Origin of the sequence: Mammaliicoccus sp. J-M41, assembly GCF_022385935.1 — a bacterium.
GTDB classification, from domain to species: domain Bacteria; phylum Bacillota; class Bacilli; order Staphylococcales; family Staphylococcaceae; genus Mammaliicoccus; species Mammaliicoccus sciuri_A.
Genome location: NZ_JAJNIR010000011.1, coordinates 1 through 18,500, shown reverse-complemented (window position 1 = coordinate 18,500; position 18,500 = coordinate 1). Strand labels below are relative to the sequence as shown.

Here is an 18,500-nt window from a genome sequence, read left to right as displayed (position 1 = left end):
AAAATGCTTTAGATAAGTTTGTAGAACAGGATGTGAAATATAATGACAGAACAATTCCGTTATGCATTTGATAACAAAAGATATCATACATGGAATTATCACTTAAGAAATAAATTTGGTGAGAAGATTTTTAAAATAGCATTAGATGGTGGATTTGATTGCCCAAACCGTGACGGTACAGTAGCTCATGGGGGTTGTACATTTTGTTCGGCAGCCGGGAGCGGTGACTTTGCAGGTAATCGTGCAGAACCAATCCATGTACAATTTAAAGAAATTAAAGACAAGATGCATGAGAAATGGTCTGAAGGAAAATATATCGCTTATTTTCAAGCTTTTACAAATACGCATGCACCAGTTGAAGTATTAAGAGAAAAATACGAAGCTGCTTTATCAGAAGAAAATGTAGTTGGACTATCAATTGCGACAAGACCAGACTGCCTACCAGATGATGTTGTAGAATACTTAGCAGAATTAAATGAAAGAACATATTTATGGGTAGAACTTGGTTTACAAACTGTACACCAAGAAACATCTGATTTAATTAACCGTGCTCATGATATGAAATGCTATTACGAAGGTATCGCTAAATTAAGAAAGCATAATATCAATATATGTACACATATCATTAACGGTTTACCTGGTGAAGATTACGATATGATGATGGAAACAGCGAAAGAAGTCGCACAAATGGATGTTCAAGGCATTAAAATTCATTTATTACACCTACTTAAAGGTACACCAATGGTTAAACAATACGAAAAAGGTATGCTTGAATTCATGACTCAAGACAATTATACGCAACTCGTATGTGACCAATTAGAAATTTTACCAGAAGAAATGATCATTCATCGTATTACAGGTGATGGCCCTATCGATTTAATGGTTGGCCCTATGTGGAGTGTAAATAAGTGGGAAGTCCTTAACGCTATAGACAATGAACTTAAAGAACGTGGCACAATGCAAGGCTCTAAATTCAAGAAAGCAGAAAAAGTTCAAAAATGATTGTTCAAGGAATTTTACCATTCGCAAGAGATTTAATAGCAACACATATAACGGACAAGAGTATCGTAGTTGATGCAACATGTGGAAACGGCAACGATACACTTTTCCTTGCTAATCAAGTTCCAAATGGAGAAGTATATGCGTTCGATATACAAGAAGAAGCCATTAAAAATACTAAAATCAAAACAGAAGCATTTAGTAATATCCGTTATTATCAAACAAGTCATAAAAATGCAGCATCTATAATAAAAGAACGTCATGAGCAAATAGACGCATCAATATTTAATTTAGGCTATTTACCAAAAGGCGATAAACATATTACAACGAATGCACCGACAACAATTAAAGCAATTGAAAGTCTATTCGAAATGACAAGTAAAAATGGCATCATCGTATTAGTCGTGTATCCAGGACACCCAGAAGGACAGATTGAATCTAACGAAGTCATCAATTACGTAAGTTCAATAGATCAACAATCAGCACACGTACTTCACTATCAATTTATAAACCAAAAAAATAATCCACCATATATACTAGCAATAGAAAAAAGATAAAAATGAGTAATATGAGTAAACGCAAACCTTGAGTTAGGTTTGCGTTTTTCGTTATATGTGCACTTTGAATTTTATGGATATATTGGTGGTTGATGTAAGGCTGGGGTCATCTCTTGGCTTTATTCAAGACTTAAGCCAAGATTTAGTTCATCTCTTGGCTTTATTCAGTACTTAAGCCATGACTTCGCTCATCTTTTGGCTTTATTCAGTACTTAAGCCACGACTTGGACTATCTCTGTACTGAACCCAAAAATCTAAACCTTAATTAGTATATTATTTCAAAGGTTTGTCTCCTGAAATTTTTGGGAGATAAGCCTTTTAATTTTGATTTAATTCTTTCGTTATTATAAAAATTGATATATCGATGAATAGCTTGTTCAAGGTCCTGAAAATCCTTAAATTCTTGGCCATAATACATTTCTTGTATAAGTAACTCAAAAAAGTTTTCCATAACTGAATTATCTAGACAATTACCTTTTCTAGACATACTTTGAAATATTTTATGGTCTTTTAATAATCTAGTGTATTGTGAATGTTGATAATGCCAGCCTTGATCTGAATGAATCGTTAAACGGTGGTCTAGGTTTGGACGACGCTCTATCATTTCTTTTAATGGATTGATGACTATATCTAATGTAGGACGACTTGAGATTTTAAAGCTTATAATCTCTGAACTATATAAGTCCATAAAAGGTGATAAATATAATTTCTGACCATTCATTAATTTGAACTCTGTAATATCTGTTACGACTTTTTGAAATGGGAGACTTGTTATAAATCTACGATTTAATATATTTTGAGCTACTTTACCAACTTTACCTTTAAAGGAACGATACTTACGGCCTCTATGTGTGAACTTTGTACAAGTTAGATTATATTCTTTCATGATTCTTAGTACTTTTTTATGATTTACGATAAGACCTCTATTTCTTAGTGCTTGTGTAACACGACGATAACCATAGGTATGGTTTGATTCTTCACATATTTCTTTTATTACTTGAATCAATGTTTCATCTTTATTAGCTTTACTAAATTGATTTATCCAATAATAGTATACAGATTTAGCTATTTGAGCGACTTTAAATAAGATACTTAATCGTATATTATATATTTCATGTAATGCCTTAATGACCTTTACTATTTCTGATTTTTGCTTCCGTAAATGTCGGTCAAGGCCTGTAACTTTTTTTGATAAGCTATACCTGCCTTTAACGTCTCGACTTCATTTCTAAGTCTTTCAAGTTCTTCACGTTCATTTTCATTTAAAGGTAAATTTTTATTATCTGATTTAGCTCGTTTTTTAGTCATAGTGTGAGATCGTCCCTTTTGTTTATTATCTATATCAAGACGACATTTTTCATCAAACTGACGTTGCCAATTGGCAATGATAATAGGATTAATAATCCTAAAGTGATTCGCAGTATCTTGATAAGACAACATATTTTCTTGTCTAAATTTTAAAACAGATAATTTAAATTCGCTAGTATAAACAGTATTTCTACTTTTTACTTCTAAGCCTTCTTCTCCGAACTCTTTATATTGATTGACCCAAATCCGAAGTACAGACCAACTTGAAACACCATATTTTAAAGCAATTGTTCTATAACTTTGATGTCCTTCTAAATATTCTTTTACAAGTTTTAGTTTGAATTTAAATTCATATTTTTTCCTCATTAGAATGCACCCCAATATTTTGATTTGTTTAGGTCAAATATTTGGGTTCACATCAGACTTCGCTCATCTCTTGGCTTTATTCACACATTAAGCCAAATCTCGTGTGTTTATTCCTTCTTTAACTCACATCTTCCCAAATCTCGTGGGTTTATTACCCCTTTAACTCACATTTTTTCCACCCTTAAACTGCTCACTCATTTTTTAACAATCTTTTTTCTTAATCCCTGCAGCCAAAACCTATATACCTCCCCAAAATTCTTCAAAAATGACAAAACGCAAACCTGCTCATCAGGTTTGCGTTTTTATATATTACATGTATTAACGATTGACTCAAATTGTTTTTCAAAATGTTCTTTTCTATTCTTGATTTCTTCACAAGCGAAATCGATTATTGCATCTTTCTTGTCTTCGAAGTCTTTATTCACTTCAACAATTACTGTTCTTTCATCATTCTCTGGGCGTACTTTCTTAATCCACCCTTTTTTCACAAGGTTATTGTATAATCTTGTTCGTTTGTATGGCTTAATATCTATATAACCATCCAACTCTTTCAAACTCATTGATCCATTATTCCATAACATGATTAATGTAAGAAACTCTTCTTTTTCTATATCAAACTTTTCTTCGATTTTATAAAAAATAATATTTATATTTTTTTGAATATCATCTAATAGAATTAAGTCACTTACGTTATTTACGTTCTCTGTCATAAACTCGCCTCCAACGTTCTCTATATGTTTTATATACCCGATATAGTAACGTTTAAGCTTATTTGTATGATATTTTACAAATTATTCTGTTTCATCATCTATTAATAATCCTACATAGTGAATGCGATTATTCATAAATGAAATGATATATTTCATAACATTTTCGCGTTCTGGTTCATTATGTACTTCATGATTAAGTCCATGCCAAGCTTTGAAATATAATTCGTTTGTATTGATTGTTTTACCGATTTGTCGGATTGATTCTGTATCTACTATTTTATCTTCTGTACCTAGCATCAGTAATGTAGGAATTGGAGATATGTGGTGAATATTTTCCATTGTTGCTTTCATCGTTTCTAAAATGGTCTTATACCAGTGGTAACTCACTTTATTTAGCATTAAAGCATCTTTATTCGTATCATCTATTACTTCTTTATTTCTTGTTAAACTTTCTACTTTAATACCTGTATCAAATTTAGCATCTTTCGCAACTGTACCGAAACTTGAAGCTAAGAAATTACGTCTTGTTGAAATATTTTGTTGAAAAGCAACTAACGGTGAAATCAATAGTACGCCTTCTACTTTTAAATCTACTTTTTCTAATAAATTAAGAAGAATAAGTCCACCTAGACCAACACCTAATGTAAATACTGGTAAGTGATATTCTTCTGCAATAGATATCCATTCAAGTACTTGCTCATGGTATTCTTCAAATTTATCAACATGTCCTCTATGTACACGGGAAGTTTGTCCTTGCCCTTTTAAGTCACCCATAATAACGTGGTAACCTTCTCTTCGTAGCTTAGTGATTACGTATGCGTATCTTCCTGTATGTTCTAGCATATTATGTACAATTACTACAATTCCTTTAGCTTCTTTCTCAGTTTCCCATTTCCACATAATATATTACTCCTTTTACCTAAATAGCTACTTTTTTGTTAAACTTAGTATAACAAAATTTTTCAAAAGAATGGAGAATCTTGAATGATTAAATCTTTTAAAGGTCAAAAACCACAAATCGATCAAAGCTGTTATATTGCTGACAATGCAACTTTAATCGGTGATATTACGATAGGTCCTAAAAGTTCAGTATGGTTTAACTCAGTTATTAGAGGAGATGTTGCCCCTACAATTATTGGTGAAGGTGTTAATATCCAAGATTTATGTTGTTTACACCAAAGCCCTAACCAACCACTTATAATAGAAGATTTTGTAACAGTTGGTCATAAAGTGACATTACATTCTAATATTATTCGCAAGCACGCGTTAATCGGAATGGATTCAACAATTCTTGATGGTGCAGAAATTGGAGAATATGCATTTATCGGTGCTGGGTCACTCGTTCCACCAGGTAAGAAAATCCCGCCACATACGTTAGCGTTTGGTCGTCCTGCAAAAGTCATTAGAGAACTAACAGAAGATGATTATAATGAATTAAAAAGAATCAATGCATCATATATTGAAAAAGCTGAGATTTATAAAGCAGATCAATAAATAACAAAAAGGATTGAGACACGATGTCCCAATCCTTTTTCATTACGCTATTTTAAATTTGCTATGCATAAACGGTAATTTTACAACGATATAAGCGATAATTATCTCATAAAACATTGAGAAGAACTTCTCAAAGAAGAAGACAACATTCTGAACTAATATTGTGCCTATACCTGCCCCACTAAAGTGGTAGTTAACGAGTAAGAAATTATCAATAATATTTAAAGCTATAATTGTTATAAAAACTGTCCATGACTTTTTAGTAATCATCGCCACTAAAATTGCTATTATACCAATCACAATCGGTTCAAAAATAAACAATTGTACGAAACTATCTAAAGGTTTCCCAAACATATAAAATGCCATATCCCTAAACATCCCGATTTCTCCTTTATAGTCATTTCTAATACATTCATTATATCACGGTAAACGAGCTATAATTATTAAGATACTTTAAAGATTCATCGCTTTCCTTAACATAAAATTAACATTAATAGCCATTAAATCTTTACATTGAATTAGCAATCAATTCATATTGTCGTGTTACTTTAAAGATGTAACATAAGACGCCTTTAAAGGAGCATGATAAAATGCATTTCTTTAAAAAAATAATTATTTCTTTATTTATATTCACATTTCTACCACATGCAATTAGCATAGCAGCAGAACCCATTTCACCAAACTATGAGCAAGTCACTTCATCATCAACCCCCTAAACCATAATAAGCAATATTAAAAAAATTAAATAATAATGAATTAACAAAGAAACTGATCTTCCCAATCAGTTTCTTTATTACAATATAAATTCCTTTTTTATCCATTTATGTATATAATAGTATTAACTACATCTTAGAAAAGTATTATTGGAGGGATTTATTATGGTGCATTACTACAAACTATTTTGGTTAAATGCTTTTAATATTCACGGTCGATCTAGACGTAAAGAATTTTAGTATCCAATACTTGCTACAATCATTATCACTATGCTAGGTAATCTATTAATTACAGTACTACCCATCCCTGAACTGATTACAGTTATTGTTTCTAGCATATTTAATATCGCAACATTTGTTGCTGCTATTTCAATAACAAATAGAAGATTCCATGATTTAAATATGACAATGATATTTCCTACTATTACTTATGCATTCACTTTTATTTTAAATATTTTATATAGTTTATTTAATACTTCCGTTACTAGTACAATTGTGATTGTGCTATATGCTGTTTTAATGATTATCTGTTTCTTTTTGAATCTAGCAATACTAATTATGGCGTGTGGTGACGGACATAAAGCACCAAACAAATATGGAGAAAGTCCTAAATACGCTTAAGATTTAATTGTTCAATGGCATTATACAAATCTAATTAAACTACATTAATATACGTGTATACAATTTCTAATTTCGGTCAAAATATTGTCAATATTATGGAATGCCTTACGGGGGCGTTCTTTTTCGTGTCAGAATTCATAATTAGTATAATTTTGCATTATATTAAAAATGTAAACGCTTAACTAAATTTGTATTTCCATGATAAAATAAATTAAATGAACATATATATTTAAGGAGGACTTGCTATGCCTGTCGTAAAAGATTTTTTTATTGCATTATCTAACAACAAATTCATGAATGAATCAGCTAAGAAAATGGGTCCTGCACTAGGTGCAAACAAGGTGGTAGCGGGCGTTGATATTGATTCAACAATCGATACAGTTGAAAGATTAAATATGAAGGGAATTTCATGTACGTTAGATAATTTAGGGGAATTCGTAACATCACGTCAAGAAGCTTTAGAAGCTCAACAAAATATTGTTGAAATTATGCGTAGAAACTACAATGCTAATATTGATGCGCATGTATCTATTAAACTTACACAATTAGGTCTTAATATAGATAGAGAGTTTGCTTATCAAAATACGAGAGAAATTTTGTTAAAAGCTCATGAATACGGAAATACATTTGTAAACATCGATGCTGAAAAATATGAAGATTTAGTAGGAACTACAGAAATAGTAGATAAACTTAAAGGTGAATTTAAAAATGTAGGAACAGTTATTCAAGCATACTTATTTGATGCTATGAATATTATGGATAAATACAATGATGTACGTTTACGATTAGTAAAAGGTGCATATAAAGAAGCACCACATATTGCTTTTCAAACTAAAGAAGAAATTGATAAAAATTATATAGCATTGATTGAAAAAAGATTATTAACTGCTAAAGCATTCACTTCTATTGCAACACACGATCATAATGTTATTAATCACGTTAAACAATTTGTTAAAGATCATAACATTTCAAGAGATTCATTTGAATTCCAAATGTTATATGGTTTTAGAACTGACTATGCATATCAAATTGCTAACGAAGGCTATAACTTCTGTATGTACGTACCATTTGGGGAAGACTGGTTCGGTTACTTTATGAGAAGATTAGCTGAAAGACCTCAAAATATTAATTTAATGTTATTAGATATCTTTAGTGAAAAGAATAAAGGAAAAATCGCTATCGGAGCTAGTGTATTAGCTGGCTTAACCCTATTGGGTATTGGCGGCATTGCTAAGGGTAAGAAAAAATAACACATAAGAAGCCAGGACGCTTGTCCTGGCTTCATTGGTTTTATATTTGTGTTTCGATATTTTTAAGTAAGTTTGCCATTTCAATTGCAGCTAAGGCAGCATCTCCACCTTTATTACCTGCTTTTGTTCCTGCTCTTTCAATCGCTTGTTCAATTGTTTCTGTCGTTACGATTCCAAATATTACAGGTACTTCCGTTTCATCATTTACTTTAGAAATACCTTTCGCAACTTCATTACATACATAATCATAATGTGTAGTCGCCCCTCTAATGACACAGCCTAATGTTACGACTGCATCGTATTTACCTGACTTCGCTAACTTTTTAGCTACTAAAGGAATTTCATACGCTCCAGGTACATATGCGACATGAACATTTTCTTCATCCACGTTATGTCTGATTAAAGTATCTTTAGCTCCATCTAATAAGCGATCTGTTATAAAATCGTTAAATCTACTCACGACGAATGCTACTTTTAATTGTGATCCATCCATTTTACCTTCAAATTTCATTTTAAAAACTCCATTCTATTTTATATTAAATGACCCATTTCATGCTTTTTAGTATTGATATATGATGCGTTTGTTTCGTTCGGTTCAATGACAACTGGAACTCTATTAGAAACATGTATACCTAAATCTTGTAATTGATTAAATTTATCTGGATTATTACTGATGAGTTGTATTTCTTCTATATTAAAGTATTTCAAAATCTGACTCGCTTCAGTATAATCTCTTAAATCCGCTTCAAAGCCTAAAGCTTCATTAGCTGTAATCGTGTCATAACCTTGTTCAATAAGTTCATACGCTTTAAGTTTATTGATCAGACCTATTCCTCTACCTTCTTGAGGTAAGTATAAAATCATGCCACCATGTTCTTGAATGTATTTCATTGAATATTCAAGCTGTTCTCCACAATCGCATCTAGCACTATGGAAAATATCACCTGTCACACATTCAGAATGAATACGTACATTCATACCATTTTTGATTTCTCCTGAACTAATGACAATATATTCTTTATCGTCTAATTGAGATGTAAAGCCGTACATATCGAATTCACCGTATGAAGTTGGTAATTTAACTTTAGATTCAAGATGAATAATTTGATCATGTCGTTTTCTATACTTTACAAGTTCATCAATCGTTATCATTAACAAACCATGTTTACGTTTAAATTGATATAAATCATCTCTACGAGCCATCGTGCCATCATCATTCATAATTTCACAAATAGCACCAGCTGGTTTCGCTCCAGAAAGTTTCGCTAAATCAACACAAGCTTCTGTATGACCTATTCTTTCAAGAACACCATTGTCTTTAGCTATTAACGGAAATACGTGACCTGGTTGAACAAATGCTGACGGTGACGTTTCATTAATTAATGCTTTAATCGTATCTGCTCTTTCAAAAGCACTAATCCCTGTCGTACTCGATGCATGATCAATACTTACAGTAAATGCAGTTTTATATTTATCACCTGTTTCAGTCATCAATTTCAAGCCAAATTGTTGGGCAATTTCACTACTAATCGGTGCACAGATTAAACCTCTCGCATGTGAAGCCATAAAATTAATCGTTTCAGCTGTTAAATACTCAGATATAGCGACGAGGTCACCTTCATTTTCTCTATCTTCATCATCTACTACAATAATCGGTTTACCACTTTTAAGTTCTTGTATGGCATCTTCTACGTTATCAAACATGTTATAGCCTCCTAAAATCCTAGATTAAGTAATTTCTCTTCGGATAAATTTGAATGATTTTGTCCTGTTGCTTTCTGCACATATTTAAATAACAAATCCGTTTCAATATGTACGCTGTCGCCTTGTTTTTTATTAACAAAGATTGTACGATCTCTCGTTTCAGGGATTAAATGAATTTCAAATTTTTGAGGATATAATTTAAAAATTGTCAAACTAACACCATCAACTGTGATAGATCCTTTATCAATCATTTGATTTAATAAATGCGCTTCTGTAGATATTTCAATAATCCATTCATCTTGTCTTTTTGAAATATGTTTAATAATGCCTTGACCATCTACATGTCCACTTACAAAATGACCGCCAAATCTCCCATTCGCTAACATCGCTCTTTCAAGATTGACTTTGTCATTCATTTTCAAATGTTCTAAATAAGTTACTGAGATTGTTCCAGTAATCACTTCCACTTTAAAAGTAGAACTTGCTTTCTCAGTAACGGTCAGACAAACACCATTAACAGCAACGGAATCACCTAGTGATAAATCATCCATTATTTCAGTGGCTTCAATTGTTAATGTTTTAACGCCTTGGTTTGTGCTTGTATTCTTGATTACACCAACTGTTTCAATGAGTCCTGTGAACATCTTGTCACTTCTTTCTTAATGTTATTTTAAGATCTCCACCAATGATTTCTGTTGATATAATTTCAAATAATTTACTATTGGATAAAGGAACGACATCATGCGTTTGATAATATTGATATTTTCCTTGACCACCAATCATCTTCGGGGCTTGATAAATAATTAATTGGTCTACTAAGTCTTGTTCTATAAACTGACTTACAAGTTTAGGACCTGCTTCAACCATCACTTGAGCATATCCTTCTTCATATAAATCTTTCATAATCGTTTTTAAATTTGATAAATCACTGTTCTTAACTTTAATATGTTGATTCTCATACGTGTGAAATGATTCCGAACTCGTTACAACAACTACAGGATTATCTTCATCTTTGAATATTTCATAATCACCTTCAAAGCTTGATTGCTCTGTTAATACAATTCTAGTTGGATTACTTAACTCAGGATTACGAGAAGTTAATAATGGATTATCTTCTCGTACTGTCATCCCACCTGTCATAATTGCATCATGTTGTGAGCGCAATTTTAATACATCTTGTTTAACTTCTTTAGATGTAATCCATTTACTTTCTTTGTAATCTGTCGCAACTTTACCATCTAGACTCGTAGAAATTTTCAAAGTAATAAAAGGTAATTTCGTTTGTTGTTGATGAAAAAATGCCTCATATAAGTCTTCTGCTCTTTTTGAAGGCTCATGTTTTACATCTATTCCAGCTTCGTACAACATTTCATGACCACTATTTTTAAGAGAACCATCTTTAACTGCATATACAACTGATTGAATACCATTGTCGATAATCGCTTGCGCACAAGGTGGTGTTAATCCATAGTGTGAACAAGGTTCTAAAGAAACATATATTGTTGCACCTTGAGCATCTTCACCTGCCATTTTTAAAGCTTGTATTTCAGCATGTGCTTCACCCTTTTTTAAATGCGCTCCAAAACCTATGATTTTATGATCTTTAACAATTACTGCACCAACAGAAGGATTCGTACCCGTCTGCCCTTGTACACGTTCAGCTAAATCAATTGCAAAATCTAAATATTGATTCATTTCTTTACCTCCTAAAAATAAAAACCACCGAAAATCACTTTTCGGTGGTTGGGAGTAAAAATGCATCACGAAATAAGCCTTTTATGAAAAAAGACTTTAACATTTTAAGTATAACGAAATAAGCGTATAGCATACGCTGTCGTCTATTCTTTCTCCCATCCAGACTATACTGTCGGCTTCAGAATGTTACTGAATCAGCCATAAATGAAAAATCACTTATGGGTCGCGGGCTATTATACCGCCGGTTGGGAATTTCACCCTGCCCCGAAAGAATATATTATTAAATTATATATCAGTAATCACTGATGACATCATTCTATACCATTTCACTAAGAATTACAAATGAAGAAGTTAAATTTATTTAGCAGGTGTTTGTCTGATGGTTTTAAAAAGCTGATAACGGCGGGCTTTGTGAACATTTCTGACCAAACTTGTTCATAACGGGGTTGTTTTAAACACTTCTGGTCAAACTTGTTTATAACGGGGGCCTTAGTTACAAAAGTCGGCTGAAGTGTAACTATAGACCCCTTATTTACAAAACTCGTCCGATTTGTTACTATGGACGGCCTTAATTACAAAACTACTCAGAAGTGTTAATACTGGTATTCTTATTTGCACTTTCAGCCAAAACTGCTTCTAAAGCCCCATCACCCGTACATAAAAATAAGCTTGAGACATCAAACACTGTCTCAAGCTTACATTTCAACTTCCTTTATTCTATTTCTTTTTAGATTTTGCCTTTTTAACTTTTTTTCTTTCTTCTAATTCAACATATAAGTCATTGACTGCTCTTACGGATTGATCGACTAATAGTGAAACGCCATTTACATCAAAATTAACACCACTTGTTAATTGTCCAATCACTTTTAAATTAGGCATTGTACCGAATTTAGGACTAATAACTTCATTTGAATATGGCATGACTAGAATACCTCCAAATGGATGTGCAGCTATAATTTGTTTGTTCTCTAATCCTTTAATAAAATGCTCTTCTTCTGTCAGTTCTGACAAATGTTTTTTAGGACCAGTTGCATTTATGACATAATGATAACTTGATTCTTCTTGTTCACCTTCATATTTAATTCTAAATTTACCGTAATATTTTCGTACATTTTCTAAACCTTCTTTAACGACAATATCTCCATTTTCAATCCATTCGATTAATTGTTTAGCAGATGATTGAGGCATTGGATTCGCATTACGTTTAAAGTGATGTCCATACTTTTCTAAAAATGTCGTCTTATCATCGAGTGTCATGGCATTCCAAACAGGAATCATATGATGTTTTACTTCTTCAACAAATGATTGGAAATGCCCTACTTCATCTTCATGTCTTAAATCATATTTCATATTTGCTACATTATCTTTTTTAAATCGATAAAGCATTTTCTTCAAGTTAATATTTTGATATTCACATTCTTTTGCAAAGAGGTTTTCTATTTCTTTTAATGGTGCGATACCTTTATGCGTCTTTTTTAATTTTTCTATTGCATCTTTCGTAATATACTTCAAATTAATTTCATGTTTAATACCTCTAACTGTCGGAAATTGAGCATGTCTTGATGCTACAGTTATAGGCAGTTGTTTATGATTTTCCATCACAAATCTAATGACATCTATTGAACTAAGTCCCGTTCCAATTATCGCAATATCGTCATTTTCTTTTACATCACGCAATGCTTTAATTGTTGGATATGGTGATTCAATATAGCCTTTTAATCCAGATAAATTGTATGGATCTTTATAAGGTAAAGTTCCTATTGTCAAAAATACATAGTCATACTTTTGACATACCGCTTCATCATCTTCTATATAACAGACATCTATTTTATATTGACCTCTTTCATCTTTAATTTCTTCGACATAGCAACTATCAACTTTATGCTTATGTACGAATATATTATCGTGTTTATTTAACAAGTCATTTAAAATAGATTTCATATAATGACCGAATACTAATCGTGGTAAATATTTCGCTTTACCATAGTCAAAATCATCATTTTTCTTATACCATTTTTTAAAATCTTTCGTATCATCTGGACTTAAAGACATTTGATTAGCTGGTAAGTTAATGAGTAAACGATCACTATCATTTTGAAATGGCTTGCCCATACCCATATCTTCGACACTATCAAATATATCTACGGTTATTTTTTTGAATTTTTTATGCTTTGCTAATTGATTTAACGTACTAACACCAGCCGTTCCCATTCCTATTATAGCTACTTTCAAATTGTACCCCTCCAAATCTCTCAATGCATATTATGCAAAAATCATTCAATTTTATAAATCTATTATACATGTGGAAAACATAATATGTCTTTATATATAACATTAGTCTCATTCACACTTTTTGTATTTATTCCTTTTTTTAAATAACAATAAACATAAATTACACGATTTGGGCGATTTTCATAATTATGCAACTATTGTGTTATAATAATAAACGTCATTATTATAAATTTCAAAAAAAGGAGAAGTGTTATGTTATCAATCCAAGACTTAACTAAAGTTTATCGTGGCGGTAAAAAAGCCGTTAATAGCATCAATATGGAAATTGAATCTGGTGAATTCATAGCTTTTATCGGTACGAGTGGTAGCGGGAAGACAACTGCTTTAAGAATGATTAACCGCATGATTGAGCCAACTAGCGGGACAATTACGCTTGACGGTAAAGATTTAAGCAAGATGAATCCAGTTAATTTAAGAAGAAATATAGGTTATGTCATTCAACAAATTGGTTTAATGCCACATATGACAATACGTGAAAATATCGTATTAGTACCTAAATTACTTAAATGGACTAAAGAAGAAAAAGAGAAAAAAGCTAAAGAACTTATTAAATTAGTAGACTTACCAGAATCATATTTAGATTTATATCCATCTCAATTATCTGGTGGACAACAACAACGTATTGGTGTTGTAAGAGCACTTGCTGCAGACCAAGATATCATTTTAATGGATGAACCATTTGGTGCGTTAGATCCTATTACGAGAGATACATTGCAAGACCTTGTTAAGACGCTGCAACAAAAACTGGGTAAAACCATTATATTTGTAACGCATGATATGGATGAAGCGATTAAATTAGCAGATAGAATTTGTATTATGTCTCAAGGTGAAATCATTCAATTTGATACACCAAATAATATTTTAAAAAATCCAGCTAATGATTTCGTACGTGAGTTTATCGGTCAAAACAGACTTATACAAGATAGACCTAACATACGTGTTGTTGATGATGCAATGAAAGACCCAATTGCCATCACTTCTGAGAAAACAATAGACGAAGCTGTTTCAATTATGAGAGAGCGACGCGTAGATACGCTATTTATTACAAATGTAAAAGGTAAACTTGTTGGATATATTGATATTGAAGATTTAAACGAAGGATATCGAAAAAAATCAGACATTATCGATATTATGCATCGAGATATTTATACAGTTAAGACAGGTACGATGCTTCAAGACTCTGTTCGTACAATTTTAAAACGAAATGTGAGATTAATTCCTGTGGTTGATGAACAATATTACATAAAAGGTGTTATAACAAGAGCAAGCTTAGTAGATATTGTTTACGATTCTATATGGGGACAAACAGAAGAAATAGAAGAAGTAACTGAAAAAAGTGATATAAAATAAGGAGTGAAAAATAGTGATCGAATTCTTACAAGTTAACGGAAACGAACTACTTCAGAAAACACTGGAACACTTCTATATTTCATTATTAGCTTTACTTTTAGCAATGATCGTAGCGATACCTCTTGGCATTTTATTAACACGAACTAAAAAGTTAGCCAAACTCGTATTATCTATTGCAAGTGTTCTACAAACCGTTCCGTCATTAGCAGTATTAGCACTTATGATTCCTTTCTTAGGTGTTGGTAAATTACCTGCCATTTTAGCATTATTTATTTATATCTTATTACCAATTTTAAACAACACATATATCGGCATCAATAATGTTGATAAAAATGTTAAAGCAGCAGGACTTAGTATGGGAATGACAAAATTCCAAGAGATGTTCATGATTGAATTACCACTTGCTATATCAGTTATTATGAGTGGCGTACGTTTATCAAGTGTTTATGCAATCAGTTGGGCAACATTAGCAAGTTTCATTGGTGCTGGTGGTTTAGGTGACTTTATCTTTAATGGTTTGAACTTATACCAACCTGATTTAATTATTGGCGGTGCCATAAGTGTTACATTAATCGCGCTTATTATGGACTTTGTACTTTCTAAAGTTGAACTATGGGTTACACCTAAAGGGTTAAAAGTTTCAAGATAAGGAGGAAATATAAACATGAATAGATATTTTAAACTGTTATTGCCTATCATGGCTTTATCTGTCATTTTATCTGGATGTTCATTACCTTTTCTTGGCGCTTCAGGTGATGAAAACTCAATAAAAATAGGTATGCAAAATACAAGTGAATCACAAATTATGGGACACATAGATAAATTAATGATAGAACATGAAGCTAAAAAAGATAACGTAAAAGAAAACAACATACAGCTTATCAATAATTTAGGATCATCAACTGTTACATTTAATGCTCAAAATAGTGGAGATGTTAACATTTCAAGTGCTAGATATACGGGAACTGATTTAACAGGTGCATTAGGTAAAGACCCTATCACCGATCCTAAAAAAGCTTTAAAAGTAGTGAGAGATGCATTCGATAAAGATTATGACCAAAAATGGTATGGTTCATATGGTTTTGAAAACACTTATGCCATGATGGTTACGAAAGAGACAGCGAAGAAATACAACCTTAAAAAAGTTTCAGATATGAAAAAAGTAGCAAATAAATTAGAAGCTGGCGTTGATTCATCTTGGATGAAACGTCCTGGCGATGGATACCCAGCATTTAAAGAAAAATATGGTTTCGATTTTAAACGTACTCGTCCAATGCAAATCGGCCTTGTATATGATGCGTTAAACACAGGTAAAATGGACGTTGTTTTAGGTTATACAACAGACGGAAGAATTGCGAGCTATGATTTAGTTGTGCTTGAAGATGACTTGAACTTCTTCCCACCATACGATGCAAGTCCATTAGTTACAAAATCTTTAATTAAAGAAAAACCTTATGTTGATCGTGCAATGAATAAATTAAGAGGAAAAATCTCAACAGAACAAATGCAAAAATTAAACTACGAAGCAGATAACAACCTTAAAGAACCTGCTGTAGTAGCTGAAGAATTCCTTAAAAAGCACAATTATTTTGACGATGAAAAGGATGGTGAGTAATAGTGGTTGATAATAATGTATGGTCACAATTAGTCGATTATTATGCAACAAATGGTGGATATATATTTCAACTTTTTCTAACTCATTTACTTATTTCTGTTTATGGTGTGTTATTTGCGGTTATAATAGGTATACCAGTAGGCATTTTCATTGCTAGATATTCTAAATTATCTGGCTTTGTCATTTCACTAGCTAATATTATTCAAACGGTTCCAGCACTTGCCCTACTTGCTATATTAATGCTTGTGATGGGACTTGGTTCAAACACTGTTGTTATGACAGTATTCTTATACGCTTTATTACCGATTATCAAAAATACGTATACCGGAATTAATAACGTAAATTCTAGTATTAAAGATGCTGGTAAAGGTATGGGTATGACATCACGTCAAATCTTAACGATGGTTGAACTTCCCCTTTCTTTATCTGTAATGATTGGTGGTATAAGAATCGCGTTCGTTATTGCAATTGGTGTTACTGCAATCGGATCATTTATTGGATCATCTACACTTGGTGATATCATTATTAGAGGTACAAACGCTACTGATGGTACATCATTAATCTTAGCCGGTGCAATCCCTACCGCTTTATTAGCAGTATTAAGTGATTTATTTTTAGGATATATTGAAAAGAAATTAGACCCAACAAAGAGAAAGCAAAAAGGTCCACAACCTCAAACACTTTCGGAGTGATATTAAATGAAATTTATATTTAAAGTAATTGTAGCAACTATTGTTATTTTAATACTTTCACCTAAGAAAAAACTCAAATAATTTACATTCATAACTTATGTAATTATATAATTTTTTGCTATTATGAATTGCATAGTGTTAGTATAGTTAAAACAAAGGAGGAAGTAATATGAAATATAGAATACTTGGAAGTTTATTTTTATCATCAACACTTGTTTTAGCAGCATGCGGGAATGGCTCAGATAGTTCAGATTCTGATACAAAATCAGAAAAGAAAGATGATACTAAAAGTTCTAGCCAAGTCGTAAAAGACTTACAAAGTAGTGCGAAAGATGTTAAAAGTTATCATACTGATAACAAAATCGAAGTTTCTGCTGAAGGCGAAGATAGTCAAACTGTAGAAGTTGGCATGGATGTTGATGAAAAAGAAACAGCTAAATTAGATATGGACCAAGCTGGTCAGAAAATGTCAATTTATGTACAAGGCGATAAAATGATTGCTAAAGTAGATGATCAATGGGTAGACTTATCTTCTCAAGTAGAAAATATGAATATCGATAGTTCTCTAGACCAATTAAATTATGAAAAATACGCAAAAACTTTAAGTGCTTTTAAAGATGCGAAATCTAAAAAAGTTGACGATGGATATGAACTTACATATGACATCAAAAACAAAGAAGATTTCACTAAGTTAGCTAACGCCTCAGGTAACAAAGATCAACTAGAACAATTTGAATCACAAGTTGATAAAGTAAAAGGTAATGCCGTATTGAAAGTAAATAAAGATAATCATATTGATTCATACAAATTAAATGCTAAATTAACTAAAGATGACGAAACTGCTGATATGAAGACAAACGTCACTTATAATAAGTTAAACAAAATTGATGAAATTAAGATTCCAGATGAAGCAAAAGACGCTAAAAAAATAGAAGACTTGCAAGGCGGATCATCTAGCTCATCAAGCAGTAGTTCATCAAACAGTTCAGATAAAGCATCATAAATAGTAAAGACTCGAGGTTAATGCCTCGAGTCTTTTTTGATTGTGTAATTAAAACCATACGCTATGCGTATGGTACAGTATGGTTTCACCGTTGTATTAAAAAATGCATCTCTACATGCTAGAATAATATT

20 protein-coding genes and 1 riboswitch are annotated in these 18,500 nt (G+C 31.9%); of the genes, 10 read left to right on the top strand and 10 right to left on the bottom strand.

Going from position 1 to position 18,500, the window contains the following annotated elements; translation table 11 throughout:
- Window positions 1–42: 42 nt before the first annotated feature.
- Window positions 43–1,002 carry a tRNA modification radical SAM protein MnmL/YtqA gene (mnmL, locus tag LQ686_RS06085; RefSeq protein WP_107565162.1) on the top strand — a complete coding sequence of 320 codons (960 nt, stop codon included), beginning with the start codon at window positions 43–45 and terminating at the stop codon, window positions 1,000–1,002.
- The gene (mnmM, locus tag LQ686_RS06080) at window positions 999–1,556 is read left to right on the top strand and encodes a tRNA 5-(aminomethyl)-2-thiouridylate-methyltransferase MnmM (protein WP_107565161.1); all 558 of its coding nucleotides are present in this window, start codon (window positions 999–1,001) and stop codon (window positions 1,554–1,556) included. Before mnmL ends, mnmM begins: the two co-directional genes overlap by 4 nt.
- Window positions 1,557–1,821: 265 nt before the next feature.
- Here mnmM and LQ686_RS06075 read toward each other — a convergent pair whose 3' ends face one another.
- The 4 genes from LQ686_RS06075 to LQ686_RS06060 form a co-directional block, all read right to left on the bottom strand.
- Window positions 1,822–2,697 (bottom strand): IS3 family transposase, encoded by an 876-nt coding sequence (locus tag LQ686_RS06075; RefSeq protein WP_345772675.1) that lies wholly within the window; start codon window positions 2,695–2,697, stop codon window positions 1,822–1,824.
- Window positions 2,694–3,230 (bottom strand): helix-turn-helix domain-containing protein, encoded by a 537-nt coding sequence (locus LQ686_RS06070; protein WP_107618185.1) that lies wholly within the window; start codon window positions 3,228–3,230, stop codon window positions 2,694–2,696. Before LQ686_RS06070 ends, LQ686_RS06075 begins: the two co-directional genes overlap by 4 nt.
- A 302-nt stretch (window positions 3,231–3,532) precedes the next feature.
- The gene (locus LQ686_RS06065; protein WP_107591017.1) at window positions 3,533–3,940 is read right to left on the bottom strand and encodes a transcriptional regulator, SarA/Rot family; all 408 of its coding nucleotides are present in this window, start codon (window positions 3,938–3,940) and stop codon (window positions 3,533–3,535) included.
- A gap of 81 nt (window positions 3,941–4,021) precedes the next feature.
- Entirely contained in the window at window positions 4,022–4,840 is an 819-nt protein-coding gene (locus tag LQ686_RS06060) for an alpha/beta fold hydrolase (RefSeq protein ID WP_025905248.1), read from the bottom strand.
- A gap of 84 nt (window positions 4,841–4,924) precedes the next feature.
- Between LQ686_RS06060 and LQ686_RS06055 the strand changes: the two genes are divergently transcribed.
- A complete protein-coding gene (locus tag LQ686_RS06055) occupies window positions 4,925–5,434 on the top strand; it encodes a gamma carbonic anhydrase (protein WP_239733210.1) in 510 nt (169 codons plus the stop codon).
- A 42-nt stretch (window positions 5,435–5,476) separates the two neighbouring features.
- Here LQ686_RS06055 and LQ686_RS06050 read toward each other — a convergent pair whose 3' ends face one another.
- Entirely contained in the window at window positions 5,477–5,812 is a 336-nt protein-coding gene (locus LQ686_RS06050) for a hypothetical protein (RefSeq protein ID WP_025905246.1), read from the bottom strand.
- Window positions 5,813–6,417: 605 nt separating this feature from the next.
- On the opposite strand from LQ686_RS06050, the gene LQ686_RS06045 reads away from it, so the two are divergent.
- The gene (locus LQ686_RS06045; RefSeq protein ID WP_107565961.1) at window positions 6,418–6,768 is read left to right on the top strand and encodes a DUF805 domain-containing protein; all 351 of its coding nucleotides are present in this window, start codon (window positions 6,418–6,420) and stop codon (window positions 6,766–6,768) included.
- 245 nt (window positions 6,769–7,013) lie between these two features.
- Window positions 7,014–8,018: a proline dehydrogenase family protein gene (locus tag LQ686_RS06040; protein ID WP_107565962.1), complete on the top strand. Its 1,005-nt coding sequence runs from the start codon at window positions 7,014–7,016 to the stop codon at window positions 8,016–8,018.
- Window positions 8,019–8,058: 40 nt separating this feature from the next.
- Here the strand turns inward: LQ686_RS06040 and ribH are convergent, their stop codons facing one another.
- From ribH to LQ686_RS06015, 5 genes are all read right to left on the bottom strand, one after another.
- The gene (gene ribH / locus LQ686_RS06035; RefSeq protein ID WP_107565963.1) at window positions 8,059–8,529 is read right to left on the bottom strand and encodes a 6,7-dimethyl-8-ribityllumazine synthase; all 471 of its coding nucleotides are present in this window, start codon (window positions 8,527–8,529) and stop codon (window positions 8,059–8,061) included.
- Window positions 8,530–8,549: 20 nt separating this feature from the next.
- Window positions 8,550–9,722, bottom strand: coding sequence for a 3,4-dihydroxy-2-butanone-4-phosphate synthase (ribB, locus tag LQ686_RS06030; RefSeq protein ID WP_107565964.1), 1,173 nt, complete (start codon window positions 9,720–9,722; stop codon window positions 8,550–8,552).
- Between the two features lie 11 nt (window positions 9,723–9,733).
- Entirely contained in the window at window positions 9,734–10,366 is a 633-nt protein-coding gene (locus tag LQ686_RS06025; RefSeq protein ID WP_037588611.1) for a riboflavin synthase, read from the bottom strand.
- A 4-nt stretch (window positions 10,367–10,370) separates the two neighbouring features.
- Complete coding sequence (ribD, locus tag LQ686_RS06020) at window positions 10,371–11,417, bottom strand: bifunctional diaminohydroxyphosphoribosylaminopyrimidine deaminase/5-amino-6-(5-phosphoribosylamino)uracil reductase RibD (RefSeq protein WP_107565965.1); 1,047 nt, start codon at window positions 11,415–11,417, stop codon at window positions 10,371–10,373.
- A gap of 143 nt (window positions 11,418–11,560) precedes the next feature.
- Window positions 11,561–11,693, bottom strand: a riboswitch (FMN riboswitch).
- Window positions 11,694–12,134: 441 nt separating this feature from the next.
- On the bottom strand, window positions 12,135–13,649 hold the full coding sequence (locus LQ686_RS06015) for an FAD/NAD(P)-binding protein (protein ID WP_103361433.1): 1,515 nt from the start codon (window positions 13,647–13,649) through the stop codon (window positions 12,135–12,137).
- Window positions 13,650–13,901: 252 nt separating this feature from the next.
- Here LQ686_RS06015 and LQ686_RS06010 point away from each other — a divergent pair, with 252 nt between their 5' ends.
- The 5 genes from LQ686_RS06010 to LQ686_RS05990 all read left to right on the top strand — a co-directional run bounded on the left by LQ686_RS06010 (window position 13,902) and on the right by LQ686_RS05990 (window position 18,369).
- Window positions 13,902–15,059 carry a betaine/proline/choline family ABC transporter ATP-binding protein gene (locus tag LQ686_RS06010; RefSeq protein WP_107565966.1) on the top strand — a complete coding sequence of 386 codons (1,158 nt, stop codon included), beginning with the start codon at window positions 13,902–13,904 and terminating at the stop codon, window positions 15,057–15,059.
- A 13-nt stretch (window positions 15,060–15,072) separates the two neighbouring features.
- Complete coding sequence (locus LQ686_RS06005) at window positions 15,073–15,708, top strand: ABC transporter permease (RefSeq protein WP_107565967.1); 636 nt, start codon at window positions 15,073–15,075, stop codon at window positions 15,706–15,708.
- Window positions 15,709–15,723: 15 nt separating this feature from the next.
- Entirely contained in the window at window positions 15,724–16,674 is a 951-nt protein-coding gene (locus LQ686_RS06000; protein WP_037588621.1) for an osmoprotectant ABC transporter substrate-binding protein, read from the top strand.
- A gap of 2 nt (window positions 16,675–16,676) precedes the next feature.
- Window positions 16,677–17,366: an ABC transporter permease gene (locus LQ686_RS05995; protein ID WP_107565968.1), complete on the top strand. Its 690-nt coding sequence runs from the start codon at window positions 16,677–16,679 to the stop codon at window positions 17,364–17,366.
- A 169-nt stretch (window positions 17,367–17,535) separates the two neighbouring features.
- Window positions 17,536–18,369 (top strand): DUF6612 family protein, encoded by an 834-nt coding sequence (locus tag LQ686_RS05990; RefSeq protein ID WP_107565969.1) that lies wholly within the window; start codon window positions 17,536–17,538, stop codon window positions 18,367–18,369.
- The last annotated feature ends 131 nt before the right edge of the window (window positions 18,370–18,500 follow it).

Excerpts from the sequence above, each read along its gene's own strand:
- mnmL (WP_107565162.1), top strand. The coding sequence starts at position 43 with ATGACAGAACAATTCCGTTATGCATTTGATAACAAAAGATATCATACA.
- mnmM (WP_107565161.1), top strand. The coding sequence starts at position 999 with ATGATTGTTCAAGGAATTTTACCATTCGCAAGAGATTTAATAGCAACA.
- LQ686_RS06070 (WP_107618185.1), bottom strand. The coding sequence starts at position 3,230 with ATGAGGAAAAAATATGAATTTAAATTCAAACTAAAACTTGTAAAAGAA.
- LQ686_RS06065 (WP_107591017.1), bottom strand. The coding sequence starts at position 3,940 with ATGACAGAGAACGTAAATAACGTAAGTGACTTAATTCTATTAGATGAT.
- LQ686_RS06060 (WP_025905248.1), bottom strand. The coding sequence starts at position 4,840 with ATGTGGAAATGGGAAACTGAGAAAGAAGCTAAAGGAATTGTAGTAATT.
- LQ686_RS06055 (WP_239733210.1), top strand. The coding sequence starts at position 4,925 with ATGATTAAATCTTTTAAAGGTCAAAAACCACAAATCGATCAAAGCTGT.
- LQ686_RS06050 (WP_025905246.1), bottom strand. The coding sequence starts at position 5,812 with ATGTTTAGGGATATGGCATTTTATATGTTTGGGAAACCTTTAGATAGT.
- LQ686_RS06045 (WP_107565961.1), top strand. The coding sequence starts at position 6,418 with ATGCTAGGTAATCTATTAATTACAGTACTACCCATCCCTGAACTGATT.
- LQ686_RS06040 (WP_107565962.1), top strand. The coding sequence starts at position 7,014 with ATGCCTGTCGTAAAAGATTTTTTTATTGCATTATCTAACAACAAATTC.
- ribH (WP_107565963.1), bottom strand. The coding sequence starts at position 8,529 with ATGAAATTTGAAGGTAAAATGGATGGATCACAATTAAAAGTAGCATTC.
- ribB (WP_107565964.1), bottom strand. The coding sequence starts at position 9,722 with ATGTTTGATAACGTAGAAGATGCCATACAAGAACTTAAAAGTGGTAAA.
- LQ686_RS06025 (WP_037588611.1), bottom strand. The coding sequence starts at position 10,366 with ATGTTCACAGGACTCATTGAAACAGTTGGTGTAATCAAGAATACAAGC.
- ribD (WP_107565965.1), bottom strand. The coding sequence starts at position 11,417 with ATGAATCAATATTTAGATTTTGCAATTGATTTAGCTGAACGTGTACAA.
- LQ686_RS06010 (WP_107565966.1), top strand. The coding sequence starts at position 13,902 with ATGTTATCAATCCAAGACTTAACTAAAGTTTATCGTGGCGGTAAAAAA.
- LQ686_RS06000 (WP_037588621.1), top strand. The coding sequence starts at position 15,724 with ATGAATAGATATTTTAAACTGTTATTGCCTATCATGGCTTTATCTGTC.
- LQ686_RS05990 (WP_107565969.1), top strand. The coding sequence starts at position 17,536 with ATGAAATATAGAATACTTGGAAGTTTATTTTTATCATCAACACTTGTT.